This is a genomic window from Acinetobacter sp. YH12138 (assembly GCF_015218525.1).
GTDB lineage: Bacteria > Pseudomonadota > Gammaproteobacteria > Pseudomonadales > Moraxellaceae > Acinetobacter > Acinetobacter amyesii.
The window spans coordinates 2,309,129-2,333,013 of sequence record NZ_CP048670.1 but is presented as its reverse complement, the minus strand read 5'-3'; the positions used below and the strand labels follow the sequence as shown (position 1 = coordinate 2,333,013).

Below are 23,885 nucleotides of genomic sequence, written 5' to 3'. Positions count from 1 at the left end.
TTTATTTATTAACGTGATGGACAATATTTTATATAGTTATTTTTAATAAAAACAAAAAGTTGCATGTAATTGATATTTGAGAATTATTATTGATTAAATAAATGGTGGTAATTCGATTTTTACATAAAGGCGCTATTATTTGCTGTTAAATTCGACAAAATACAATACTAAGCGGCCAAGATGTATAAAAAGTGATTAAACAAGCCAAGCCTTTATCTATTATCTATAATAAAAAATCAGGATTTCATGCTGCAAATAAAGATGAAGTCTACGAGGAGCTTGTGCGGATATTATCCGATCATAATTTCGAAATACAGTCATTTGAGCTTGGGCAGGAAGCGAGTTTTGATACTTTAATGAGCAAGGTATTTGCACGCCATCAAGACCCTGATAATTTGGGTGTTGTGGTTGCTGCAGGTGGTGATGGAACCTTAAATGCTGTTGCTCATCAGTTGATGCATACCGATATTCCTATGGGGGTCTTACCTTTGGGCACATTTAATTATGTGGCGCGGGTACTCAATATTCCTCTCGATTTAATTCAAGCGGCACAGGTGATTGCGACAGGCAATAATCGACAGGTGCACGTGGCGCAAATCAATGAACATATCTATTTAAACAATGCCAGTTTGGGCTTGTATCCTTTATTTATACAAAAAAGAGAATTTTATAATCAAAAGTTTGGGCGTTTCCCATTGCATGCTTATACCTCAGGTTTGGATGTGCTGATTCGAGATCGTAAAGAGCTGAAATTGGAAATAGAAGTGGATCATCATATTTATCCAGTCAAAACGCCCTTGATCTTTTTTGGCAATAATCAATTGCAATTGGCCGATTTAAACTTGCAAATTGCTAAGGATGCAGAGGCAGGTAAAGTTGCAGGTGTGGTGGTCGCAAAAAGTGATAAGAAAACGTTATTTAAAATTTTATGGCAATTGATCCGTGGCAATATCGACAATGCACCAGATGTGTATAGTTTTGCCGCTGATGAAGTCACGATACATACCCAACGAAAAAAAATGACCGTTGCTGTGGATGGTGAGATTGTAGAAATGAAACCGCCGCTTAAAATTCGAGTGCAAAAACAAGCCTTAAAGATACGGGTGCCACATGATACTGCATCTGTCTGATTTGCATTTTGGCACTGAAAAGCCAGAGTGTATACGTGCTATTCAGCAATTTTGTCATGAACAGCGTATCGAGGCCGTGGTTGCGAGTGGGGACTTGACCCAACGTGCGCGCTATCGCCAGTTTTATGCATGTAAGCAATTTTTAGAAAGCTTAAATTTGCCATATATCGTTGTGCCAGGGAATCATGATATTCCGCTGTACCATTTATGGAACCGTGTTTTTAGTCCTTTTGCACGTTATCAACTATTTTTTGGTGCCATGGAAAATGTATTGGAAACTGAACATTTTTATTTAATTGGGATCAATAGTATTCGCCGTCGTTACCATACGCGAGGGCATGTGTCTCTCGAGCAAATACATTATGTTGATGATTTACTTAAACATGCCCCGCCCAATAAAGTGAAATTAATCATAGCGCATCAACCTTTTTATACGCCGCCGAATGACCCGCATGGTGTGAAAGATTGTCCTGTTCAAGGGCGTTTGGCACTCGAACAGTGGAGTCAACACGGTTTAAATGGTTTATTGCATGGACATTTACATGTTCCAGCCAGCTATGACCTCAATCAAATTTATGCTTTAGGTGCTGCGCATCCAGTTTGGGATATTCATGCTGGAACTGCAACGTCATATCGCCTACACGAGAACCTTGCCAACAGTTTTAATGTCATTGATGAGCAGATGAATGTGCAGCATTATTTTTATCATTCAAAGTTAAAAATATTCGAAGAAAATCTTAGTACTCATATTTTGGATGAGCTTTAATCCTTTAAATTTAAATTTTGAAGAAAAAAAATACAAAAAAATGAAAAAAATTAAATTTTGCCCTTGAAGGGTTTTTTTCCATCCCCACAAAAGTGTCATCTAAATTATTTTTTGTCGATGGCTTATGGAAATCAAAATGTCATCGTCTTTTATCTAGTAAATAGACTAAGTCTGGAGTTAACTATGAGCAATATTCGTCCTTTGCATGACAACGTTGTGATTCGCCGTGTTGAAAAGGAAACTAAAACTGCTGGTGGTCTTATTTTAAGTACTTCAGCAGCTGAACAACCTGCTCAAGGCGAAGTAATCGCTGTAGGTAATGGCAAAGTAACTGACAATGGCTTACGTGCATTAGACGTTAAAGTTGGTGACAACGTATTGTTTGGCACTTATGCCGGTACAAAAGTAAAAGTAGCAGGCGAAGAGCTTCTTATTATGAAAGAGTCTGACATCTTAGCGGTACTTGAAGCTTAAGTTTCGTACACGCATTTAGACCCTTTTATTCATCATAAATTGTTAAAAATTTTAAAAAGATTCGGAGTTAGACATGTCAGCTAAAGACGTAAAATTTGGTGATTCAGCGCGTTCAAAAATGATCGCGGGTGTAAATGTACTTGCAGATGCTGTAAAAGTGACTTTAGGTCCTAAAGGCCGTAACGTTGTCATCGACCGTTCTTTCGGTGCACCGCACATCACTAAAGATGGTGTTTCTGTTGCTAAAGAAATCACGTTAAAAGACAAGTTTGAAAACATGGGCGCTCAGCTAGTTCGTGAAGTGTCTTCAAAAACCAACGACATCGCGGGTGACGGTACAACAACTGCAACTGTTCTTGCACAAGCAATCCTTAATGAAGGGATTAAATCAGTAACTGCGGGTATGAACCCAATGGATCTTAAACGCGGTATCGACATCGCGGTTAAAGCTGTAGTTGCTGAAATTAAAGCGACTGCAAAACCTGCATCTGACTCTAAAGCGATTGAACAAGTAGGTTCTATTTCTGCGAACTCTGACACCACTGTTGGTAAACTTATTGCTCAAGCAATGGAAAAAGTTGGTAAAGAGGGTGTAATTACAGTTGAAGAGGGTTCAGGCTTTGAAGATTCTCTAGATGTTGTAGAGGGTATGCAGTTTGACCGTGGTTACATCAGCCCGTACTTTGCAAACAAGCAAGATACACTAACAGCTGAACTTGAAAACCCATACATTCTTCTTGTTGATAAAAAAATCAGCAACATCCGCGAATTAATTGCTGTACTTGAAGCTGTTGCTAAAACAGGTAAACCGCTTCTTATCATTGCTGAAGATGTTGAAGGTGAAGCACTTGCAACTCTTGTTGTAAACAACATGCGTGGCATTATCAAAGTTTGTGCTGTTAAAGCACCTGGTTTTGGTGATCGTCGTAAAGCGATGCTTCAAGACATCGCGATTTTAACTGGCGCGACTGTAGTTTCTGAAGAGGTTGGTATGTCTTTAGACCAAACTACACTTGAGCACTTAGGTACAGCGCATAAAGTTACTGTTTCTAAAGAAAATACAGTAATTGTTGATGGTGCAGGTGTTGCAGAGCAAATTGCTGAACGTGTAACTCAAATTCGTGCTCAAATTGAAGAATCAACTTCAGAATATGACAAAGAAAAACTTCAAGAACGCGTTGCTAAATTGGCAGGCGGTGTTGCTGTAATCAAAATCGGCGCTGCAACTGAAGTTGAAATGAAAGAGAAGAAAGATCGCGTTGACGATGCACTTCATGCAACTCGTGCTGCAGTTGAAGAAGGTGTTGTAGCAGGTGGTGGTGTTGCACTTGTACGTGCTGCAAAAGCACTTGAAGGTGTGTCTGGTGCTAACGATGACCAAAATGTTGGTATCAACATTTTACGTCGTGCAATTGAAGCACCGCTTCGTCAAATCGTTGCAAACTCTGGTGATGAGCCATCAGTTGTAATCAATGCTGTGAAAAACGGTGAAGGTAACTTCGGTTATAACGCTGCGACTTCAGAGTATGGCGATATGTTAGAAATGGGTATTCTTGACCCAGCTAAAGTAACACGTTCTGCGCTTGAGCATGCTGCATCTGTTGCGGGCTTAATGCTTACAACTGAATGTATGATTACTGAAATCCCAGAAGACAAACCTGCTATGCCTGATATGGGCGGTATGGGTGGCATGGGCGGTATGATGTAATTCATACTGATCATCCAATTTAAAAAAATCCCCGCTACTTGCGGGGATTTTTTTATAACAATCCTAGTTAGAGTAAAACACTAATCAAGCTTTTTGGTGAGTTTAAGATTTACTTCAGGCATATCTAGTTTTTCACCTTTATCACCACGAAGCTCAATAAAGTTTTCACCTACAAAGTAAATTCGATTGTCGCCCTCGGCATCAAGTTGAATCATTCCAGGTTGATCTGGCAAGAACTTAAAACTGCCTTTCACTTTATTTTCAGTGTTCGCAGGTTTACCTAAAAACTCTTGGCTGAGTTCATAGCTCTTATCAAGTTTGAGTTCAAGCTCAGTTTCAATCCCTTTGCAATCATGGCAAGGCAGAATTCCTTTATATTCACCCGCCCAATCAAGTGCATTTTCGGTGTTATCACCTGTGGCAATCGGACTTTCTGAGGCTGCGTCTGTATTGGCAATGACATTATTATCTGGTGGTGTCGCAGTTTCAGATTCATTGCTGGTTTTTGAACATGCCGTTAAGGTTGCACTGACCATACAGAGAGCGAGCATTAGTTTTTTCATGAGATTTATACACCGTATGTACCCAATATAATGCTAAGCGTGACTTTTATTGCTCAAGAAAAATAGCCTATTCCTGTTAACAATTGTGTGTTTGGTTAATACATCAAAACAGACATTTGATTTTTAAAATTCGTAAATAGTGAAATATTGGTGATTTACCTAAAAGTGAACGCTAAAGGACATTTATATATTAATTGGTGAATAACTAAACAATATAGGCTTTTATAATTATTTTGCGTTGTTAAACTCTGCGGCATAGAAAAAACTGTCGGTGCAAATTGTGTTTGAAAAAACAGCGGAAAAAAGTCTGAACTTAATGGGGTGGCAAATTGATAACCATTGGGATTTAAATATTGACCAATGTGTCATGATTGCAGCGCCACATACCAGTAATTGGGATGCACTTTATGCACGCCTTGCCCTGAAAGCTTTAGGGGTAAATGTTTGTATCACGATTAAAGACAGTTATATGAAATTCCCGTTTGGGCCTTTTGTACGTGCTATGGGCGGAATTGGTATTAATCGTCGTCCAAAACAAGATGGTGAAGCACGTCAAAGTATGGTTGAGCTCATGGCTGACTTATTTAAGCATCATCCGAAATTAGTCATGTTGGTAACGCCTGAAGGGACACGCGCCAAACAAGAGAAGTGGAAAACCGGTTTTTATCATGTTGCCATGCAAGCAGGTGTGCCGATTGCTTTAGCCTATATGGACTATGCGCAGAAAAAAACGGGTGTGGGTAAAATTGTTTATCCTACAGGCGATTATGAAAAAGATATGGCTGAAATCATGTATTTTTACGCGCAAATTCATGCCAAATTTCCTGAAAAATTCAGTGTCGATACACGCTATCACTAATCCAACAAACCAATAAAAAAGGATAGCATCGGCTGTCCTTTTTTATGTTTAGATTCTTCTGTTTAGATTTTTATGTTGATTTTAATCATTAAAGTCGGGATGAATACCGCCCAGATTTTGACATGCCGCCTTATAAATAATGTATTGCTGGTCAACCACATCGATGAGCGGAATACGAAATAACTTTTCGCCTTGCTTATAGCTATCGATATAAGACACGACTTTTTGTTTGCTTGATGCTAGTTTTTCTTCATGGAAAGTTGTAATCGAGCTATGAGTCATATGTGAACTTTCAATATTATTGCATTGAAAATGGGAGAGTAGTTTTTCAGCTTTTTTAATTTCGCTGGACGTGCCAAACATACAGCCGCTAAGCAGAGTCACACCTGCAAGCAGGATGAACTTTTTCATGGTTTTATTTTAAGCAAAATTATGAGGTGCAATATTCTATTAATTTTCGACAAAAAAATTAATCACTTTTTTACTATTTGGCTAATTTTTATTTAAATGTGAACTGTGTCATTGTTACAAGATGTGAATGTCTAACTGAAAAGGCTTTTTGTTAGAACAATTTGGACAAATATCTTTAGGTTTTGAGTTATCAGCTTAAGATACTCATCGTCACCAAGAAGCAGCCTGAAGAGAATAGAAGACCTAATACAATATGTTTAAATTGGCGTTCTGAAATGCGATAAAAAAGTTTGGCACCAAAAATCACTGGAAAAGCCATAATCAACAAAAGCACGGCTAAATAGGGCAGATGTTCACGATGGATGATCCCTTGTAGCAGATAGCTAATGAGTGTGACGAGCTGAATGGCTAAATTGAAATGTCGCAAAATATAGCGTTGTTCTGCTTTGGGTGTATTTTTCAGCATGAGCCATGCAGAGGGTAATGCACCACAAAAGCCTCCAAGACCACCCAAGATTCCAGCAATATATCCGATACTAGAATCCGCCCATTTCCCTGTCTTTTGGATGAATGAAAATTTTGGATTAAAAAATAAAATTGGGCACCAAAACATTAAAAAAGCGCCCAAAACCAATTTAAATGTATCTGGATTAATGCTGTCTAATAAATATGTACCGAGCGGTACACCTAAAATTCCTGCAATTAAATAGGGATAAATGATATTTTTATTGATCGGAATGCTTTTGCGTTCTGATGATAATGAGATGAAATGGCTATAAACTGAAGCGCAGACGACCAAGGGTGCTGCTATTTGCGGGGGAAGTATCCAAACCCAAAATGACATTGCGATAAGGGCGAATGCAAACCCTGTTAATCCTTGTACGAATCCCGCAAAGATGGCACCAAAAATAAAAATCAGCCAAGTCATTAAATTACAGCTTTGAAATACGTGGCGCTATTGTAGTGAATTTTTCTATATAAATGTGGCTGACTGAGCAAATGAAGAAAAATTGGATGTTAAATGATGAATAAAACATGAATGTTTAAATACAGCAGATGTACACAGACTTCCAATTAAATTCATTTCGATAAGTGAAAATGCTCTTCATCAAAGAGGAGTGCTACACATGCTTAAACAAGTTGCTTTGCTATCTGTGGTTGCAATTACATTTACAGGGTGTGTCGTGGCGCCATTTGATGATGGCCGATACCAATCGAATCGATATGGCTATGCAAATCAATATGGTTATTCAGGTCAACATGGTGGTACATACGGACAGCGTTATGACTCAAGTCAGCGTTATAACCGCTCATATGGTCGAGTGAATAGCTCGCAACATCGACCAAACTCACCACGACCGAATTCGAATAGCCGTCCAGACGATACTCATAAACCGAATGTGCATAAACCGAATGTACAGAATCCTTCATCTCAGCATCCGTCAAATGTGCATCGTCCAAGCTCAAAGCCTCAGACTTCGGCTAAACCCAATACAAGTAAACCTCAGCAGCAAAAACCGCAGCAACAACGTCCAAAAGTGACGCCCGTGGATAAAGCTAAAACCCCGGGTGGATTTAATAGCCAGCGTCCACTTCGACCACAGGTTTAATGATTTTCAAGTAATAAAAAAGGACGCATTGGCGTCCTTTTTTGTGTGTATTTGCATTAAGTCTTTTTATATAAGCCTGCACGTACCGTTCCAGCTTTGGTTTGTTTGATTTGCTGCCAAGTGCTTGGGAGTTTTAACTGAGCAAGATCACGGTCAGCTTCGATATATATTAAACCATTGTCTGCAATGCACGGATCGACCAATTCAGCAAGTTCTTGCCATAAATCAAGACTATAAGGGGGATCTAAGAAAATCAGATCAAATTGATCTTTCAAATTAGGAATGGCTTGTTGTGCCGTCATGTTTTTGAGTTGCACACGTTGTTTACTCACCCTTAAGAGTTCTAAATTGTCCATGAGAAATTTTGCTTGGGTGCGATCAGGTTCAATTAAAACGGCTTCTGCTGCACCACGTGAGAGTGCTTCAAACGACAAAGCACCTGAACCTGTACACAGGTCGAGAACTTTGGCATTTTGAACATCCCACATGAGCCAGTTAAATAATGTCTCGCGGACACGGTCAGGTGTAGGACGTAAACCGTCAATACTGGCAAAAGGCAGTTGACGGCGTTTCCATTCACCCCCAATGATTCTTAATTGATTTTTCATGAATTATTCCTCATCGGTTGCATGTGCGGCACTGGCAGCACGAGGTGTTGTATTTGCACTATTCGGTTGTTGAGTTGCACTATTGTTCTGCTGTGCAGTTGGGCTTGCATTTGGATCGGCAGATAAAATATTCGAGCCGCTTGGTAATTCACTCGGTTTTAGACCTGCAGTCATGAGACCACCGCTAATTTGATGGCCAGCAGGACGAATTGGATTCTTTTTACGTGTTAATAACCAGTAGTCAAACATCGGTTTCGCAATTTGAGCAGCAGAACCACCGTGACGACCATTTTCCCAAACGACGGCAATCGCAATTTCAGGTTTTTCCGCAGGGGCAAAACCAACAAATAAACCATGGTCAAGTTGACGCTCTGTCAATAAGGACTCGTTATAGCGTTTACCTTGAGCAATACTTTTAACCTGTGCAGTCCCTGTTTTACCTGCGATTTGATACATTGGGGTACGAATACCACGACCGGTCCCTGTTTGAACCACATCAATCATGGCATCACGCATTTTGATCCAATCATCTGGCTTACCATTAAATTGAATGCGACCATTCGGGGCGTTATGGACTTTGTGGACTTTAGCGCCTTTACTTTCACGCAAAACGTGAGGTGTAACATGTGAGCCTTGATTGGCGGTAATAGCAGTTGCCATCGCCAGTTGTAATGGTGTTGCTGTAAATGCACCTTGACCAATGCTGACAGAAATGGTTTCACCTTTAAGCCAGTTGGACTTCCGTGTCCGGAGCTTCCATTCAGGATTTGGATATAGCCCCGTACTTTCACTTGGTAAATCTACACCGGTTTTTTCACCGAAACCAAACTGACGCATCCAAGTATTCATTTTTTCAATGCCCATACGATAGGACAAGACATAGAAGTAGGTATCGCAGGAAATGACTTGAGCTTTGTGTAAATTAACTGAGCCATGACCAGTTTTTTTGTGGTCACGGAAACGATGGCTGTCACCCGGAAGCGTGAAATAGCCCGGATCTGAAATGGCTGTACTCCAATCCACTAGACCATAATGAATACCACCTAGACCAAACATTGGCTTAATCGTTGAACCCGGTGGATAAGCCCCTTGCACAGCACGGTTATATAAAGGCTGATCAAGGCTATCACGTAGTTCAGAATAATCTTTGCTGCTAATCCCGGTAACAAATAAGTTAGGGTTAAAACTTGGACTAGAAACGAGAGCAAGAATTTCTCCAGTACGTGGGTCAATCGCAACAATCGCACCACGTCGGTCTGCAAGCTGCTCTGAAGCGACCATTTGCAGTCCATAATCTAAGGATAAATATAAGTCATTACCACGAATCGGATCTTTACGACCTAGATGTCGTAACACATTACCAAAGGCATCAGCTTCAACCGACTCATTGCCCGGCATACCATGTAAAAGTTCTTCATATGATTTTTCAACGCCAATTTTACCGATCAGGTTTGAGCCAGCGTATAAATCTTTATCAATCGATTTTAGTTCTTTGTCATTAATACGACCTACGTAACCAATCACATGGGCAAACAGTTCACCATGTGGATAGTAGCGAGTCATTTGGGTCTCTATATTGACACCCGGGAATTGATATTTCACCTCACTAAAACGGGCGATATCATTTTCATTTAAATTCAGTTTAATCGAAACGCGTTCAGTCTTTTTAGAGGTTTTAATCCGACTTTTGAAACGTTCGATGTCTTCATCAGTCAGTTCTAACAGAGGCGTTAGGCGCTCTACCGTATCATCAATGTCTTCAACATCCGCACGGCTCATGGTTGCTGAGAAAACCGGATAATTATCCGCTAATAACACACCATTACGGTCATAGATATAACCACGAGAAGGTGCAAGCGGTTGCAATCGAATTCGGTTTTGATCGGCAGCAGTCGAAAAGGTCTCATAACTTTTGATTTGCAAATATGCATATCGTGCCACAAGCAACAGCATAAAGAAGGAGACAATCCCTATCGAAATCACCACGCGATTACGATAAATCCGCTTTTCTTGCTGGACATTTTTTAAAGGATAATGCTGCTTCATACGCGATCGACTTAAAGACTGAGAGCTAAAATAACGGAAGAGGCATATTCTAGCGCAACTGACATTTTTTTGATAAATAAAAACGACTCTGCTGTGATTGCAGTCTATATTTTGACTTTGCAGACATGAAAAATATGGGGCTTTGTGTATAACAGTTCATATTATTCTGCTAAAGTCGAAACGTATAAAAAAGGAATATTCCAAAAAATAATACTAAGGAAGTTTGTGAAAACAATGAATAAATTATATCCATTGCTTGCATTTATGATGCTTGGAAGCATCGCACATGCCAATGACAATTCATTTTTACCTGAGGCAAAATTAACAGGTGAGGGTTATCAACCATGGAATGTTGGAGCCGGTTTTACTCAAAAAATTATTCACGTGAATGGTGAGTGGGTAAACCCATATGGCATTGCCTATGCAAAAGCTGGTGTTTTCTTGAACGATGATAAAACACCTGGTGGGCAAGTCGGCTTTCGTTACCCCGTTCATTTCACTGGCAAAGATAAAAATGGTTATTATATCGGAGCTTATGCGGGCCACATCGACTCCAAGAAAGTAGATGGTGAAGATGAAGCGCGTTTAGGTGGTGGTATCGATCTTGCTTATGTGATGTTGAGTGCCGAGCGTATTAGTACGTTTAGTGTAGGCTTGGGTGTGGGTGAAAAATTAGAAGACAAATCAGGTAATGTGATTGTGGAAACCGAACCGAGACTACAAATCTCATATACTTTAAGTTTTGGTTTGTAGTGAAAATAATCAACTTTATTTTATAACCGCACTCACTGAATAAAATTAAATATGGAAGTTATGCATGCTTGAGTACGTTAACGAATTGTGGCAAACCTTTTTGCAACGTCCCGATTTTTGGGCTGTGCTGAGTATTATCCCCGTTACCGCATTCGTTACCTGGGCACACGTTTGGATGGCACTGAAAATGGTGTTTTACCCGATTAATTTCTGGGGATTCCATTTAGGTCCATTACCCGTGGGATGGCAGGGGATTGTGCCAAGAAAAGCTGGACGTATTTCTGGCATTATTACTGATAATACATTGTCTAAATTGGGTTCCTTGCGCGAGTTTTTGGATGCAATGGATCCTGAGGACATGGCGCGCATCATTGGTGAACAAGTTGGCTTTGAGCTTGAACATTTGATTGATGAAGTCATGCTAGACCGAAATGCGGTGCTTTGGGAAAACTTACCGTATTCGATTAAACGTCGTATTTATGCCCAAGCACACAAACAGCTGCCAAATACCTTAAAAGAACTCGTGACCGAACTGACCATGAACGTAGAGTCACTTGTTGATATGCGTGAAATGGTGGTGAGCCAAATGGAAGCGGATCGTCTCTTGATGGTGCGTATGTTCCTTAAAGTTGGCCAAAAAGAAATCAACTTTATTTGGCATATCAGTGCCTTGATTGGGATGTTCTTTGGTATCTTCCAGATGATCGTTTGGTTTGTGGTGCCTTGGCATTGGACGGTTCCATTTTGGGCAGCAATCTGGGGGTTTTTGACCAACTGGATTGCTATCTGGATGGTATTTAATCCCATTGAGCCGCACCCCGTTAAGTATTTACAATTATTTGAATTAACTAAAGATCGTAAATTCCCTTGGATTAAACCTGTGATTCCACGTATTGGAACGTACAATGTTCAAGGGGCGTTTATGAAACGCCAAGAAGAAGTTTCAGATGTATTCGCAAGAGTAGTCACAGAAGACCTAATTACGTTAAAATCCATCATGACCGAAATGATGTATGGCGGGAAGAAAGATAAGACCCGTCGCATTGTGAAACGTCATATTAATGAAATTATGGAATCTCCACTGGTTCGTACCTCATTACAGTTGTCTTTAGGTCCAAAAGAGTACGCAAAACTCAAGACAGACTTGATCGATCGCTCAATTGAAATTACGATGGTGCCTGTATGCGACCCTGCGTTTAATGCGAGCCGTGCACAGAAAATCTTTCAAATGTTTAGAGACCGTATTCGTGAGCTAACACCGAAAGAATTTCAAAATCTATTACGTCCTGCATTTCAGGAAGACGAATGGATTTTAATTGTCTTGGGTGGTGTAACCGGTTTTATCGCGGGTACAATACATTTGTTTGTGGCTTTCTTATAATTAGATGCTGGAAGATGATCTGAATCTTCGGTTCAGATCACTACATAGCGTCATATACAATGTTTAAAATGAGGATGTTTTTTTATGCGCATTATATTACTCGGACCACCTGGAGCAGGTAAAGGGACACAAGCTCAGTTGATCTGTAAGCGCTACGATATCCCACAAATTTCAACCGGTGATATGCTCCGTGCTGCGATTCGTGAAGGTACTGAATTAGGTCTACAAGCTAAAAGCGTCATGGATAATGGCGGCCTTGTATCTGATGAGCTTATTATTGGTCTTGTAAAAGAACGCATTGCTCAACCTGACTGTGTCAACGGCTGCATTTTCGACGGTTTCCCGCGTACGATTCCACAAGCTGAAGCGCTTGAAAACGAAGGTATCAGCATCGATCACGTAATTGAAATCGATGTACCTGACGAAGAAATCGTTCAACGTTTATCTGGTCGTCGTCAACACCCAGCATCTGGTCGTGTATATCACACCGTTTACAACCCACCAAAAGTGGAAGGTAAAGATGACGAAACTGGTGAAGACCTTGTTCAACGTCCGGATGACCAAGAAGCAACAATTCGTAAGCGTTTAGGTTCTTACCACGCTGAAACTGAGCAATTGGTTGGTTTCTACCAAGGTCGTGCAGCTTCTGGCGAAAACGCACCGACTTATGACAAATTAAATGGTCTTCGTCCAATCGATCAAGTTCAAACTGATTTGTTCGCGATTTTAGATCAGTCTAAATAATTCAGCTTTTTTGAATTTTTGACAATCAAAGAGTCCTACTGCATAGTGGGACTCTTTTTTTTATGTAGCTTTTAGGGCGAATCTGTTATGAAATTTGCTTTGGTTATAATGGTCATCATCGCTGTAGCGGTGTTATTGGGCTTATTATTTGTCAGCTTTAAAATGTTGCGTAAAGTGCAAGTGGAAGAAGTAGAGCAAGCTAAACTGAACCCGAAGCAATATCGCTTACATCCAAAGCTGCAGCAAGAGCTTAATAAAAAACACAAAAAACAAGATAAAAATTAAGCATCGACTCGATAAATTAATTCTTACAAATTTCATCAACTCCCAAATTGAAGAGATTAATCCTCAATTTGGGTGGTTTTAATCGGTCTTAATGCGCCAAAGTCAAAACGGTCAGGCCAATTACATACATCAGACACGATACATTCATCACATTTGGGTTTGCGGGCAATACAGGTATAACGCCCATGCAGAATCAACCAATGATGTGAATCAACAATAAACTCTTTGGGGATGACTTTGACGAGTCGGTGTTCGACTTCCAAAACATTTTTGCCGACAGCCAATCCTGTTCGATTACCTAAACGAAAAATATGTGTATCAACGGCCATGGTCGGTTGTCCAAAAGCAGTATTCAGCACCACATTTGCAGTTTTACGACCGACACCGGGTAAGGCTTCCAAATCTGCACGATTATTCGGAACGATGCTGTTGTGCTTCTCAATGAGCATCTTGCAGGCTTTAATGACATTTTCCGCTTTTGAGTTATACAGGCCAATAGTCTTGATATATTCCTTCAGTCCGTCAACACCTAACGCATAAATAGCTTCAGGAGTATTTGCTACTGGAAAAAGTTTATCTGTGGCTTTGTTGACACTGACATCTGTGGCCTGAGCAGATAGGGTAACAGCCACTAAAAGTTCAAATGGACTACTATAATTGAGTTCAGTTTTCGGGTTGGGGCGTTGCTCACGTAAGCGTTCAAAAAAAGTTTGAATTTGCTTCTTAGTCATGTTTTTAACAGCCATGATTAAGCCCCTTGCAGTTGTGTTAGTTGTAACGTTAGCGTATGGAGTAATTCACGTTTTTTTGCATCGTCTCGAACACTCAGTTGTTTTTCTAACTTTTTGATTTGTGTTCGAATTTTTGCAAGTTCAATGGTGGTTTTTGCATCGAGTTGAACGACTGGCGTAGCAGGTTTTTCCACGACTTCAATGACCGGTACTGAGTCTGTCTGGGTCGAAAATTGGGCAAAAAGTTCCGTATCAATTTCTGCGCGTACAATAGGGCCTTTACGATGAATTCGGCGCTTTTCCTCACGCTGAATATGTGCATAGTAGCGGCGACGTAAATCATTCTGTTCTGCGATTCGAACGGCTTCAGATGGCACTTGATCAAGCTCTTCAACAAGGTCGATACAATCCACTGGACAAGGTGGAATGCAGAGTTCGCAGCCCGTACATAAATCCGTCAAGACGGTATGCATCAATTTGCCTGAGCCAATAATGGCATCAACAGGGCAGGCACTAATACATTTGGTACAACCAATACATTCATCCTCACGAATCACAGCTTTAACCCGTTGCGGGCGTCCATCACTTTGGATTGGCCAAACGCTGGCTTCTGCTGTTAAGTGTGGACGATTTAATAACGCTGCTAGTGAATCTGCCACAGGTTGACCACCGGGTATACATTTATTGGCTTCTTCTCCTTCACTGATGGCTTTGGCATAGGGTAAGCAGCCGTCTCGGTGTCCACAAAGTCCACATTGAGTTTGTGGCAATAGGGCATCAATTTGTTGGATGAGGGAAATTTCAGAAGTCATGGGTAGTCGCGAGTACAAATGAAGGCAGTGAAAAACCAAAGAGGACGTTGAATTCTAGCATGTTTCAGTATGAATTGCTGTGCGCAAAAATGGGTCTATAGATGCATCATAAATGAGCAAAATAATTCATTAAAATATTCCTAAAAGTAATAATATTTATAACTAAAATATCTGATTAATCAATTTAAATCGCTGTTCTTTAAAGAATTTAAAGATTTTTTAAAAAAACTATTGCTGATTAGTTACAAAAGATATTTAATATTTTGCGCCAAAATATATCTTTGATCAAAATTGTGATCAATTTTGATCCATACATCTGCTGAGGATTAAGTGTTGAAATATAACAGCCTTAACGACTTCCTAGACTACGTTAAAACACGTGATGAACATCAACCTGAATTTCTTCAAGCTGTTGAAGAAGTGATGACGAGCCTTTGGCCATTCATCGAAAAGAACCCACAATATGCTGACTACGGTTTGCTAGAACGTCTTGTTGAGCCTGAGCGTGCAATTCAGTTCCGTGTTTCATGGGTAGATGACAAAGGTCAAACTCAAGTTAACCGTGCTTTCCGTGTTCAATACAACTCAGCAATTGGTCCATTCAAAGGTGGTATGCGTTTCCACCCATCAGTGAACCTTTCAATTCTTAAATTCTTAGGTTTTGAACAAACTTTCAAAAATGCCTTAACTACACTTCCTATGGGTGGTGGTAAAGGTGGTTCAGATTTTGACCCTAAAGGTAAATCTGAAGGCGAAATTATGCGTTTCTGTCAAGCATTAATGATCGAGTTATACCGTCATCTTGGTTCTAACACTGACATCCCAGCGGGTGACATCGGTGTAGGTGGCCGTGAAGTGGGCTACATGGCTGGTATGATGAAAAAATTAAGCAACGACACAGCATGTGTGTTCACTGGTAAAGGTTTAACTTTCGGTGGTTCACTTGCACGTCCTGAAGCAACTGGTTACGGTACTGTGTATTTCGCTGAGGAAATGCTAAAAACTCGTGGCGACAGCTTTAAAGATAAAGTTGTAACGATTTCGGGTTCTGGTAACGTTGCACAATACGCTGCTGAAAAAGCAATGTACTTGGGTGCGAAAGTGGTTTCACTTTCAGACTCAGCAGGTACTGTATACGTAAAAGACGGTTTCACAACTGAACTTCTTGCTGAAGTAATGGAATTGAAAAACGTTAAGCGTGGCCGTATTTCTGAATTTGCATCTAAGCACGGTTTTGAATATTTAGAAGGTCAACGCCCTTGGTCAATCAAATGTGATATCGCGCTGCCATGTGCAACTCAAAATGAATTAGATGAAGCTGATGCTGAAGCTCTTCTTGCTAATGGCGTAATCTGTGTTGCTGAAGGCGCAAACATGCCATCTACTTTGGCTGCAGTTGAGAAATTCGTTGAAGCGAAAATTCTTTATGCACCAGGTAAAGCTTCAAATGCAGGTGGTGTTGCAACTTCTGGTCTTGAAATGTCTCAAAACGCAATTCGTTTGGGTTGGACTTTCGAAGAAGTTGACGAGCGTCTACACGCGATCATGAAAGAAATTCACCGCAACTGCGTGAAATACGGTACTGAAGAAGATGGTACTGTGAACTATGTAAACGGTGCGAACATTGCAGGCTTCGTAAAAGTTGCTGACGCAATGCTTGCTCAAGGCGTTTACTAAGTTCTCCGTAAGTTGAACTGAAAACCGAGGCTCAAGCCTCGGTTTTTTTATGGCTGAATGGTTTGGAATATATTGGATTGTTAATTAGTGCTCATCAGGGTAAGTTGGATTTCGCTATCCATAACACTGAAGTGAAAATTTAAGGGTTGGTCGAGCAAACGTTTAAAAATGAAGCCCTGACCGATGTAACTGTGTGCTGAACTTCAGTGTACTCCCTACATCTCCTATAAAACGCAAAGTATGCTTTTCTACATCATAATTGTGGCCAATGCGATTACAACCACTAAAAAATGTCATACGGCCATTGTTAAATGTAAGAGTTATTTGGACAGGTAGAGCCTTATTCTCTACGAGAATCCACGTCTTTTGAGTTAATTGTTCTGCTTCAAAATCACGTAAATTAGCAATTCGCTGTATGCCTTTAAAAATATAGGTCTGTTGATTATTATTCATCACGATTAATTCAGGCAGGGCATTTTGCTTTTGAAGTAGCTTTAGATTTACATCGCGAAAGAGTTGATTGAACAGCACATCGTTATTTGATTGCTTTGAACAGCCGATCAGTGTTTGCAGCTGTGAAGATTCAGTCTTCAAATGCTGTTGATTTAAATGATAATGTTTAGAGATTAAATTGCATCCCGCATAAAGGTGTAGCTGTTGTGCGGAAAAGTTAATGAGAAAGGGTTGTCGGCTGTCAGTTGGATTATGTTGCCATGTATAGTGCTGTAAAACTTGATGAAATTGATCTGAAGCTGGGCTGATAAAAGTCTCGTGTTGAAGTTTGGGTTGCCATACGCTATTACTCTGACAGCCAAACAATCCGAATAAAATACTAAAATACAATAAATTTTTCATCGGTAGTCTAGATCCTAAAGCGTACTGTGGATATAAAAAAACCGAGGCGATGACCTCGGTTTTCTTATAGGCTGTAACTTACAACGTACCTTTTACAGCTTCACGTTCGACTGACATATCAAAAATATAGGCATATTTTGATTGGTCAGCAGCGGGGTTTTTACGTTCAAAACGTTTTACGCGAATAATTTGGCGTTCTGCAGGAGTGTGCTTAAAGCCTTCAATTTGATCGTAAAATAAAGTCCAGTCTTTATCAACTTGTGTTTTTAGGCCTTTTTCATCGTATTTCACTTCACGTACTTGCAAACAAGTTTGTGGAGCAACGCCTGTACATTGTTTAGTTTCAGGGCTGATTTCAAGGAAAATCGTTTCGCCTTGCGAGTTGTACTGAGTTTCAGGTGTTAATTTTCCAGTGAAAACCAGTTTTTCACCTGTTGCAGAGATAATGGTTAACGTTGGATTTTGTGGATCTGTAGTATTTAAAACAAAAGGTGCTTTACGGTCATTAAATAGTGAAGATGCAAGTCCTTCTTGTTTCATCGCATTATCAGGACACGCCATCATGGTAGATGCAATGTTGCCTGTTACAAGTGTATTGTGTTCAACTTTCCATTGGGTTGACATGCTATTACAGCTGGTTGAAATACCCAAAGTGCCATTTTCTAGAAAATTTAAAACCAAAGGTTTTGGCGCATTTTCAGTGGTGGTGCTCCATTGATATGAAGCTAAAGTTTTATCAGCATTTTGTTGTTGTAATACGCTCACGGCTAAATCTCCAGCTTTTTGGATATCGCTTGATTGACATGCTGCAAGGGCTAAAGGGAAGAGGGCGATCGCTAAATATTTTAATTTCATTACGCTAACTGTTCTAAGTGAATTTCAGCCTGTAGCATAACCCATTCATTTTAAAAAAATATGAATACATTCAGCTCAAATAAGTAGCAAAATGTATCCATAAATAATAATTTGTTAACTTATTAATATAAATTATGAATAAGTCAATCTATCTTATTTTTCCACGTTTAATCAAAACGATAAATATCCATACCCAGTGAACCCATACTAAAGCTACTGTGAACAATAGAGAAGCGGGGTCCTGCACCCATCGCAAAGAAGATAGGTGCAAAATGTTCAATGGTCGGATGGTTGCGTTGTACAAACGGAATATTTTGCCAATCGAGAACTGCATCAAAATCTTGATGAGTGAGCTTATTGACCACAAAATTACGGAATGTAGACGCCCACTCAGGCACGGCTGCTGCACGTCCATCCCAAGCCAATTCACGTAAGTTATGAGTAATACTGCCCGATCCAATCAACAGGATTTGCTTGTCACGTAAAGGTGCAAGCGTTTGTCCAATTTTATAGATCTCTTGCGCAGACATGGTCATCGGCAATGATATTTCAATTACAGGAATGTCGGCATTAGGATACATATGCAATAACGGCATCCAAACGCCATGATCTCGTGGACGGGTGCTGTTGGCATGTGCAGATAACCCTGCATTTGCAAGCAAATGAAGGATTTCTTCAGCAAGCTCTGGGTTACCCGGTGCAGGATAGCGGATATCATAAAGTTCCGCAGGGAAGCCACGGAAGTCATGCCAAGTTTCAGGACGGGCACTGGTACTTACTTCTAGTGCGTTACTTTCCCAATGCGCGGACATGATAATAATAGCTTCCGGTTTTGGAAGATTCAGGCTTAAACGTTCCAACGCAGGACCGACTTGCTCAGGATTGATGGCAAGCATAGGTGAGCCATGGGAAATAAATAAACCTGGAAGTGTTTGTAAATTCATCGCGGTCGCCGTTGGTTGTTTAAAGGAATATGATGATCATGCACTAAATTATTCAGCGTAACAATTCGGATAATTTCAACGGTTTGTTTCATTGTTGCAACGCTGTAACTGCTGTATACGCTGGATGTCAGTTCGGATTAACCCGCACGATGGTAAGGGTGATTATGGTTAATACTCATTGCACGGTATAGCTGTTCGATGAGCATGACACGAACCATAGGATGCGGCAAAGTCAGTTTAGACAAAGACCAATGCCACGCTGCAGCTTTACGTACTGCTTCAGAATGTCCATCTGGCCCACCAATGGCTAAAACCACATCATTGCCTTCAAGCATCCAGCCTTTCATGGTTTCAGCTAGTTTTTCCGTACTGAACTCACGACCACCGACTTCTAAGGCGATTAGCACTTCATTCGATTTCATGGCATTTAAAATGCTGTCACCTTCAATTTGACGGTATTTTAAAATGTCGGCTTCTGAGTCGTTCTTGCCACGTTTAGCCATAGGTAGTTCAATGATCTGCGTTTGAACAAATGGCTGAATACGTTTGAAATAATCTTCAAAACCCGTCAGAACCCATGCTGGCATTTTTTGACCGATTGTCAGAATACGAATTTTCATACAGCGCCTGAAAGTATACAAAAGAGCATTATAACGGTTCGCTTGCGCTTTGTATGTTCAGACACAATTTGCAATTGAAATCGTGTTCTGCTTGCTGTTTAAATACGCAGCATAAACAGATTAGATCAAAGATGAAAATTGGAATAATAACAATGAAAAAAACATGGCAGGACGGTAAATTATTTTTGCTCAAGCAAGCAGCAATGCTTTCAATTTTTGCATTGTGTTCATTTGCAGCATTTGCGAACAATATTAGAACGGCTGAACCGGATAATTTAAAAGTCTATTTAGAACAAATTATTGGTAATGAAGCTGAATATCGTAACTATAAGAACATTCAAGAGTTAAATCGTGTGTCTGCTTGGATTCGTGAGCAGATGCGTTTATTTGGTGTGAATTGTCGTTTTCAAACCTATACCGTAAACAGCCAACCATACCGTAATGTGGTTTGTCCCTTAAATGCAGGGCATAGCAACCGAGTGATCATTGGCGCGCACTACGATGTATTTGAGGAGCAGCATGGCGCCGATGATAATGCTTCTGGCGTTGCAGGTGTACTCGAAGCTGCTCGGATTCTTTCGGCTGAAAAAGCGCGTTTAAAACAAAATATTGAGTTTGTATTTTATACCCTCGAAGAACCGCCATATTTTAGAACAGAGTCGATGGGCAGTTTTATTCACGCAAAATCGGTAGCAAAGGAAAAGGATAAAATTTCAGGTGTGTATATTCTGGAAATGATTGGTTATTTTGATCCCAAAGTCACTCAAGATTATCCAGTTGGACTGAAATGGATTTATCCATCTCATACGAATTTTATTGCATCGGTGGGGAATATTCAGTCTCGTGACTTAACCTCATCGTATTGTGCGGCGATGGAGTCTTTGAAGCAACTACAATGTGAGCGCTTGATTTCACCTTCATTTATTCAGGGTGTGGATTTTTCAGACCATATGAATTATTGGCAATTTGATATGCCGGCGATGATGATCACTGATACGGCATTTTATCGTAATAAGCACTATCACACTGAGCAAGATACCCTGGATAAATTAAACTTAGACAAAATGGCTCAAGTGATTGATGGTTTAGTAAAAACCATCTTAAATTTGAAATGAGTGTCTTTAAAAGCATGACATAAAAAACGCAGCCCCGAAAGCCTGTGGACTGCGATAAAAGGTCATCTACCTGGAGATGTAGATGACCATCTTGTTCCAATGATCATCACGCTTTTACACGTGATTGGAACCAATAAAGAAACATACAGCGCGTATATCTCTCTACTATATATGTGGGATAGAGGGCGATATTTCAAGTAATAGCATTCATATTTTGTAAGACTTTCTTATTGGCTATTATTGATCTTGATGTCGAATTTGAAATAGTAATCCAATCAAAAGTTGTAGCTGTTTTCTTGAGTCTTATCATAGCGAAGGATTTGAATGAAATTTTTCGAATATTTAGTTGAAAGCATGAATAAAAAAAGCCCTGTTGAAACAGGGCTTTTTTTCATTTATTGCGAGTTGCTAGCGCTTAGTGACGAGCAGCTTTGCCACCTTCAGTTGCTTTGACAATCGGTGTCTTTGCAAGAGGTTTCGGCATATCAACCAAGGCTAGAGGTAAAATCTCATCAATTGATTTTACTGGTTTAATTTCTAGACCTTCTTTGACATTGTCTGGAATCTCAGCCAAGTCACGAACATTGTCTTGTGGGATAAAGACAAGCTTGATGCCACCACGGTGAGCAGCGAGAAGTTTTTCTTTTAAACCACCAATGCGCATTGCACGTCCACCAAGACTGGTTTCACCTGTCATCGCAATATCTGGACGAATCGCAATGCCTGTAAACGCTGAAACCAGAGCAGTGGTCAGGGCCAAACCAGCAGATGGACCATCTTTCGGTGTTGCGCCTTCTGGTAAATGCACATGCACATCTGTTTCTTCAAAGCGAATCGCTTCAATACCCAGTTCATCTGCACGGGTACGTACAACGGTCATCGCTGCTGTGATCGATTCTTTCATGACATCGCCAAGAGAACCGGTGGTAATGAACTTGCCTTTACCTTTAACTGCTGCAACTTCAATCGTCAGTAGTTCACCACCAACAGATGTCCATGCCAAGCCATTTACACGACCCACTTCAGCTTCTTCTTCGGCCATACCGAAGTCGAATTTGTGTGGACCTAAGTAGTCAGGAAGATTTTTCGAATTCACTTCAATTTGAAGATTTTTCGCTTTCTTGCTCACCGCTTCTTTCACGACTTTACGCGCAATTTTCGACACTTCACGCTCTAAGCTACGCACACCGGCTTCACGTGTATAACGTTGTACGATATCGCGAATGGCTTCTTCGTGAACGGTTAATTCTTTTGCGCGTAGACCATTATTCTTGATGGCTTTTGGAACAAGGTAACGTTCAGCAATATTCACTTTTTCATCTTCGGTGTAACCCGGTAGACGAATCACTTCCATACGGTCAAGCAAAGCTTCTGGAATATTCATGCTGTTTGCAGTACAGATGAACATCACTTCAGAAAGGTCTAGATCAAGATCTAAGTAGTGATCATTGAACTTGCTGTTTTGTGATGGATCTAGGACTTCAAGCAATGCTGAAGCAGGGTCGCCACGGTAGTCTTGCGCCATTTTGTCAATTTCATCGAGTAAGAACAGTGGGTTCTTTACGCCAACTTTTGTCAAAGACTGCACAATTTTACCTGGCATCGCACCAATATAAGTACGACGGTGACCACGGATTTCAGCTTCATCACGCACGCCGCCAAGCGCCATACGGACAAATTCACGGCCAGTTGCTTTGGCAACAGATTCACCGAGTGAAGTTTTACCTACACCTGGAGGACCAACTAAGCACAGGATTGGGCCACGAAGTTTTTTTACACGTGATTGAACAGCAAGGTATTCCACAATGCGGTCTTTCACGTCGTCTAAACCATAGTGATCGGCATCAAGAATATCTTGAGCTTTCGCAAGGTTAATGCTGACTTTGCTGGCTTTGTTCCAAGGCGTATCTAAAATAACTTCTAGATAGTTACGCACGACAGCAGCTTCGCTCGAAGCAGGTTGCATTGCTTTTAGCTTACGGAACTCATTTTCAGCTTTCTTGCGTACATGTTCAGGTAAATCGGCTTCAGCTAGACGTTTTTCAATTTCTGCAACGTCATCCTCACCACCGCCATTCATGTCAGAAAGTTCGCGTTGAATGACCTTCATTTTTTCATTTAAGAAGTATTCACGCTGATTCTTTTCCATTTGGCGTTTCACAGAATCATGTAAGGTTTGCTCAATTTGCTGCTCTTCTGACTGTTGTAATAAATACGTCATGAGCTCAGCTAAATGCGCTTCAAATTCATCATGCTCTAAGAATTTTTGCTTTACATCAATATTCAAAGGCACGCGTGTTGCTACGAAGAATAATAATTGTAGCAAATCATCAATTTTATTGGCTGCTGCAATCAATTCACGTGCGTTACGCAATTTTGCTTCTGCATATTGAGCAAATAAGGTGCGTAATTCTTCCACACGGTTATTCTGAGTTTCTGAGTCTACAGAAACCGTCATTGGGCTTAATGAATGCTCGGCAGTCAGGTAATTATCGGCATCGATAATTTTTTCTAACTTGGCACGATATAAGCCTTCAATCAGTACTTTTATACAGTTTTCATCATTCTCATGATTCACAACTTGCACAATCTTCGCGACAGTACCGTATTGATATAAATTGTCGTGATCAATTTCTTCTGTTAGCGAATCTTTTTGTGCAACTACGAATACAAGATTGTCACTGTCACGTGCGACATTGACTGCATTGATCGACTTTTCACGACCCACAAACAGTGCAATTTGCATGTGAGGATATACAACCACATCTCGTAGCGCTAAGAGCGGTAATACGCTCGGAATTGTAGTTTCCAAGCTTTCTTCATTCATAATAATCTCAGACATGGGCACTCCTAATGAGTGACAACGGTGTTGCCATGTTTTTTATAGTGATGTGTATTTTTTAAATTACAAGGGTCATGCCAATTAAAATGTGTAAAA

General features: G+C 40.4%; 24 protein-coding genes. 12 read left to right on the top strand and 12 right to left on the bottom strand.

What is annotated here, in order from left to right; genetic code table 11:
• Nucleotides 1-191: 191 nt before the first annotated feature.
• The 4 genes from G0029_RS11325 to groL all read left to right on the top strand — a co-directional run bounded on the left by G0029_RS11325 (nt 192) and on the right by groL (nt 4,078).
• Nucleotides 192-1,130, top strand: coding sequence for a diacylglycerol/lipid kinase family protein (locus G0029_RS11325; RefSeq protein WP_180024133.1), 939 nt, complete (start codon nt 192-194; stop codon nt 1,128-1,130).
• Complete coding sequence (locus G0029_RS11320; protein WP_180109789.1) at nt 1,111-1,896, top strand: metallophosphoesterase family protein; 786 nt, start codon at nt 1,111-1,113, stop codon at nt 1,894-1,896. The genes G0029_RS11325 and G0029_RS11320 overlap by 20 nt, the downstream gene beginning before the upstream one ends.
• Nucleotides 1,897-2,079: 183 nt before the next feature.
• Nucleotides 2,080-2,370 (top strand): co-chaperone GroES, encoded by a 291-nt coding sequence (gene groES / locus G0029_RS11315; protein ID WP_180109790.1) that lies wholly within the window; start codon nt 2,080-2,082, stop codon nt 2,368-2,370.
• 73 nt (nt 2,371-2,443) lie between these two features.
• Nucleotides 2,444-4,078: a chaperonin GroEL gene (gene groL, locus G0029_RS11310; protein ID WP_078192965.1), complete on the top strand. Its 1,635-nt coding sequence runs from the start codon at nt 2,444-2,446 to the stop codon at nt 4,076-4,078.
• An 80-nt stretch (nt 4,079-4,158) separates the two neighbouring features.
• Here groL and G0029_RS11305 read toward each other — a convergent pair whose 3' ends face one another.
• A complete protein-coding gene (locus tag G0029_RS11305) occupies nt 4,159-4,641 on the bottom strand; it encodes a copper resistance protein NlpE (protein WP_180109791.1) in 483 nt (160 codons plus the stop codon).
• 280 nt (nt 4,642-4,921) lie between these two features.
• Between G0029_RS11305 and G0029_RS11300 the strand changes: the two genes are divergently transcribed.
• On the top strand, nt 4,922-5,500 hold the full coding sequence (locus G0029_RS11300) for a 1-acyl-sn-glycerol-3-phosphate acyltransferase (RefSeq protein ID WP_180109792.1): 579 nt from the start codon (nt 4,922-4,924) through the stop codon (nt 5,498-5,500).
• Between the two features lie 81 nt (nt 5,501-5,581).
• On the opposite strand, the gene G0029_RS11295 is transcribed toward G0029_RS11300, so the two are convergent.
• Complete coding sequence (locus G0029_RS11295) at nt 5,582-5,911, bottom strand: hypothetical protein (RefSeq protein WP_180024138.1); 330 nt, start codon at nt 5,909-5,911, stop codon at nt 5,582-5,584.
• A gap of 190 nt (nt 5,912-6,101) precedes the next feature.
• Nucleotides 6,102-6,839: a sulfite exporter TauE/SafE family protein gene (locus G0029_RS11290; protein ID WP_180109793.1), complete on the bottom strand. Its 738-nt coding sequence runs from the start codon at nt 6,837-6,839 to the stop codon at nt 6,102-6,104.
• 199 nt (nt 6,840-7,038) lie between these two features.
• Between G0029_RS11290 and G0029_RS11285 the strand changes: the two genes are divergently transcribed.
• A complete protein-coding gene (locus tag G0029_RS11285; protein WP_180109794.1) occupies nt 7,039-7,521 on the top strand; it encodes a hypothetical protein in 483 nt (160 codons plus the stop codon).
• Between the two features lie 56 nt (nt 7,522-7,577).
• Here G0029_RS11285 and rsmD read toward each other — a convergent pair whose 3' ends face one another.
• Both rsmD and mrdA read right to left on the bottom strand, forming a co-directional pair.
• On the bottom strand, nt 7,578-8,129 hold the full coding sequence (gene rsmD, locus G0029_RS11280) for a 16S rRNA (guanine(966)-N(2))-methyltransferase RsmD (RefSeq protein ID WP_180109795.1): 552 nt from the start codon (nt 8,127-8,129) through the stop codon (nt 7,578-7,580).
• A gap of 3 nt (nt 8,130-8,132) precedes the next feature.
• Complete coding sequence (mrdA, locus tag G0029_RS11275) at nt 8,133-10,175, bottom strand: penicillin-binding protein 2 (RefSeq protein ID WP_180109796.1); 2,043 nt, start codon at nt 10,173-10,175, stop codon at nt 8,133-8,135.
• 234 nt (nt 10,176-10,409) lie between these two features.
• On the opposite strand from mrdA, the gene G0029_RS11270 reads away from it, so the two are divergent.
• The 4 genes from G0029_RS11270 to G0029_RS11255 all read left to right on the top strand — a co-directional run bounded on the left by G0029_RS11270 (nt 10,410) and on the right by G0029_RS11255 (nt 13,338).
• Nucleotides 10,410-10,928, top strand: a complete 519-nt coding sequence (locus G0029_RS11270) for a hypothetical protein (protein ID WP_180109797.1) — start codon at nt 10,410-10,412, stop codon at nt 10,926-10,928.
• A gap of 64 nt (nt 10,929-10,992) precedes the next feature.
• On the top strand, nt 10,993-12,309 hold the full coding sequence (locus G0029_RS11265; protein WP_194087868.1) for a hypothetical protein: 1,317 nt from the start codon (nt 10,993-10,995) through the stop codon (nt 12,307-12,309).
• An 84-nt stretch (nt 12,310-12,393) separates the two neighbouring features.
• The gene (adk, locus tag G0029_RS11260) at nt 12,394-13,053 is read left to right on the top strand and encodes an adenylate kinase (protein WP_078189866.1); all 660 of its coding nucleotides are present in this window, start codon (nt 12,394-12,396) and stop codon (nt 13,051-13,053) included.
• 87 nt (nt 13,054-13,140) lie between these two features.
• Nucleotides 13,141-13,338 carry a hypothetical protein gene (locus tag G0029_RS11255; protein ID WP_111885664.1) on the top strand — a complete coding sequence of 66 codons (198 nt, stop codon included), beginning with the start codon at nt 13,141-13,143 and terminating at the stop codon, nt 13,336-13,338.
• 56 nt (nt 13,339-13,394) lie between these two features.
• Here the strand turns inward: G0029_RS11255 and nth are convergent, their stop codons facing one another.
• Complete coding sequence (gene nth, locus G0029_RS11250) at nt 13,395-14,084, bottom strand: endonuclease III (RefSeq protein WP_180024144.1); 690 nt, start codon at nt 14,082-14,084, stop codon at nt 13,395-13,397.
• Nucleotides 14,085-14,086: 2 nt separating this feature from the next.
• Nucleotides 14,087-14,881, bottom strand: a complete 795-nt coding sequence (locus G0029_RS11245; RefSeq protein WP_180107594.1) for an RnfABCDGE type electron transport complex subunit B — start codon at nt 14,879-14,881, stop codon at nt 14,087-14,089.
• 330 nt (nt 14,882-15,211) lie between these two features.
• On the opposite strand from G0029_RS11245, the gene gdhA reads away from it, so the two are divergent.
• A complete protein-coding gene (gene gdhA, locus G0029_RS11240) occupies nt 15,212-16,558 on the top strand; it encodes an NADP-specific glutamate dehydrogenase (RefSeq protein ID WP_227591817.1) in 1,347 nt (448 codons plus the stop codon).
• 162 nt (nt 16,559-16,720) lie between these two features.
• Here gdhA and G0029_RS11235 read toward each other — a convergent pair whose 3' ends face one another.
• The 4 genes from G0029_RS11235 to rlmH all read right to left on the bottom strand — a co-directional run bounded on the left by G0029_RS11235 (nt 16,721) and on the right by rlmH (nt 19,832).
• A complete protein-coding gene (locus G0029_RS11235) occupies nt 16,721-17,413 on the bottom strand; it encodes an META domain-containing protein (RefSeq protein WP_180107595.1) in 693 nt (230 codons plus the stop codon).
• A 78-nt stretch (nt 17,414-17,491) separates the two neighbouring features.
• The gene (locus G0029_RS11230; RefSeq protein ID WP_180107596.1) at nt 17,492-18,268 is read right to left on the bottom strand and encodes an META and DUF4377 domain-containing protein; all 777 of its coding nucleotides are present in this window, start codon (nt 18,266-18,268) and stop codon (nt 17,492-17,494) included.
• A 167-nt stretch (nt 18,269-18,435) separates the two neighbouring features.
• Nucleotides 18,436-19,212, bottom strand: coding sequence for a dioxygenase (locus G0029_RS11225; RefSeq protein WP_180107597.1), 777 nt, complete (start codon nt 19,210-19,212; stop codon nt 18,436-18,438).
• Nucleotides 19,213-19,349: 137 nt separating this feature from the next.
• A complete protein-coding gene (rlmH, locus tag G0029_RS11220) occupies nt 19,350-19,832 on the bottom strand; it encodes a 23S rRNA (pseudouridine(1915)-N(3))-methyltransferase RlmH (RefSeq protein WP_078189858.1) in 483 nt (160 codons plus the stop codon).
• A 152-nt stretch (nt 19,833-19,984) separates the two neighbouring features.
• Here rlmH and G0029_RS11215 point away from each other — a divergent pair, with 152 nt between their 5' ends.
• Nucleotides 19,985-20,947: a M20/M25/M40 family metallo-hydrolase gene (locus G0029_RS11215; RefSeq protein WP_180107598.1), complete on the top strand. Its 963-nt coding sequence runs from the start codon at nt 19,985-19,987 to the stop codon at nt 20,945-20,947.
• Nucleotides 20,948-21,362: 415 nt separating this feature from the next.
• Here the strand turns inward: G0029_RS11215 and lon are convergent, their stop codons facing one another.
• Entirely contained in the window at nt 21,363-23,789 is a 2,427-nt protein-coding gene (gene lon, locus G0029_RS11210) for an endopeptidase La (protein WP_180107599.1), read from the bottom strand.
• Nucleotides 23,790-23,885 lie beyond the last annotated feature (96 nt).

Excerpts from the sequence above, each read along its gene's own strand:
- G0029_RS11290 (WP_180109793.1), bottom strand. The coding sequence starts at position 6,839 with ATGACTTGGCTGATTTTTATTTTTGGTGCCATCTTTGCGGGATTCGTA.
- nth (WP_180024144.1), bottom strand. The coding sequence starts at position 14,084 with ATGGCTGTTAAAAACATGACTAAGAAGCAAATTCAAACTTTTTTTGAA.
- lon (WP_180107599.1), bottom strand. The coding sequence starts at position 23,789 with ATGTCTGAGATTATTATGAATGAAGAAAGCTTGGAAACTACAATTCCG.
- groL (WP_078192965.1), top strand. The coding sequence starts at position 2,444 with ATGTCAGCTAAAGACGTAAAATTTGGTGATTCAGCGCGTTCAAAAATG.
- G0029_RS11230 (WP_180107596.1), bottom strand. The coding sequence starts at position 18,268 with ATGAAATTAAAATATTTAGCGATCGCCCTCTTCCCTTTAGCCCTTGCA.
- G0029_RS11235 (WP_180107595.1), bottom strand. The coding sequence starts at position 17,413 with ATGAAAAATTTATTGTATTTTAGTATTTTATTCGGATTGTTTGGCTGT.
- G0029_RS11305 (WP_180109791.1), bottom strand. The coding sequence starts at position 4,641 with ATGAAAAAACTAATGCTCGCTCTCTGTATGGTCAGTGCAACCTTAACG.
- G0029_RS11265 (WP_194087868.1), top strand. The coding sequence starts at position 10,993 with ATGCTTGAGTACGTTAACGAATTGTGGCAAACCTTTTTGCAACGTCCC.
- adk (WP_078189866.1), top strand. The coding sequence starts at position 12,394 with ATGCGCATTATATTACTCGGACCACCTGGAGCAGGTAAAGGGACACAA.
- rsmD (WP_180109795.1), bottom strand. The coding sequence starts at position 8,129 with ATGAAAAATCAATTAAGAATCATTGGGGGTGAATGGAAACGCCGTCAA.
- mrdA (WP_180109796.1), bottom strand. The coding sequence starts at position 10,175 with ATGAAGCAGCATTATCCTTTAAAAAATGTCCAGCAAGAAAAGCGGATT.
- G0029_RS11225 (WP_180107597.1), bottom strand. The coding sequence starts at position 19,212 with ATGAATTTACAAACACTTCCAGGTTTATTTATTTCCCATGGCTCACCT.
- groES (WP_180109790.1), top strand. The coding sequence starts at position 2,080 with ATGAGCAATATTCGTCCTTTGCATGACAACGTTGTGATTCGCCGTGTT.
- G0029_RS11285 (WP_180109794.1), top strand. The coding sequence starts at position 7,039 with ATGCTTAAACAAGTTGCTTTGCTATCTGTGGTTGCAATTACATTTACA.
- G0029_RS11255 (WP_111885664.1), top strand. The coding sequence starts at position 13,141 with ATGAAATTTGCTTTGGTTATAATGGTCATCATCGCTGTAGCGGTGTTA.
- G0029_RS11215 (WP_180107598.1), top strand. The coding sequence starts at position 19,985 with ATGAAAAAAACATGGCAGGACGGTAAATTATTTTTGCTCAAGCAAGCA.
- rlmH (WP_078189858.1), bottom strand. The coding sequence starts at position 19,832 with ATGAAAATTCGTATTCTGACAATCGGTCAAAAAATGCCAGCATGGGTT.
- G0029_RS11295 (WP_180024138.1), bottom strand. The coding sequence starts at position 5,911 with ATGAAAAAGTTCATCCTGCTTGCAGGTGTGACTCTGCTTAGCGGCTGT.
- G0029_RS11245 (WP_180107594.1), bottom strand. The coding sequence starts at position 14,881 with ATGACTTCTGAAATTTCCCTCATCCAACAAATTGATGCCCTATTGCCA.
- G0029_RS11320 (WP_180109789.1), top strand. The coding sequence starts at position 1,111 with ATGATACTGCATCTGTCTGATTTGCATTTTGGCACTGAAAAGCCAGAG.
- G0029_RS11270 (WP_180109797.1), top strand. The coding sequence starts at position 10,410 with ATGAATAAATTATATCCATTGCTTGCATTTATGATGCTTGGAAGCATC.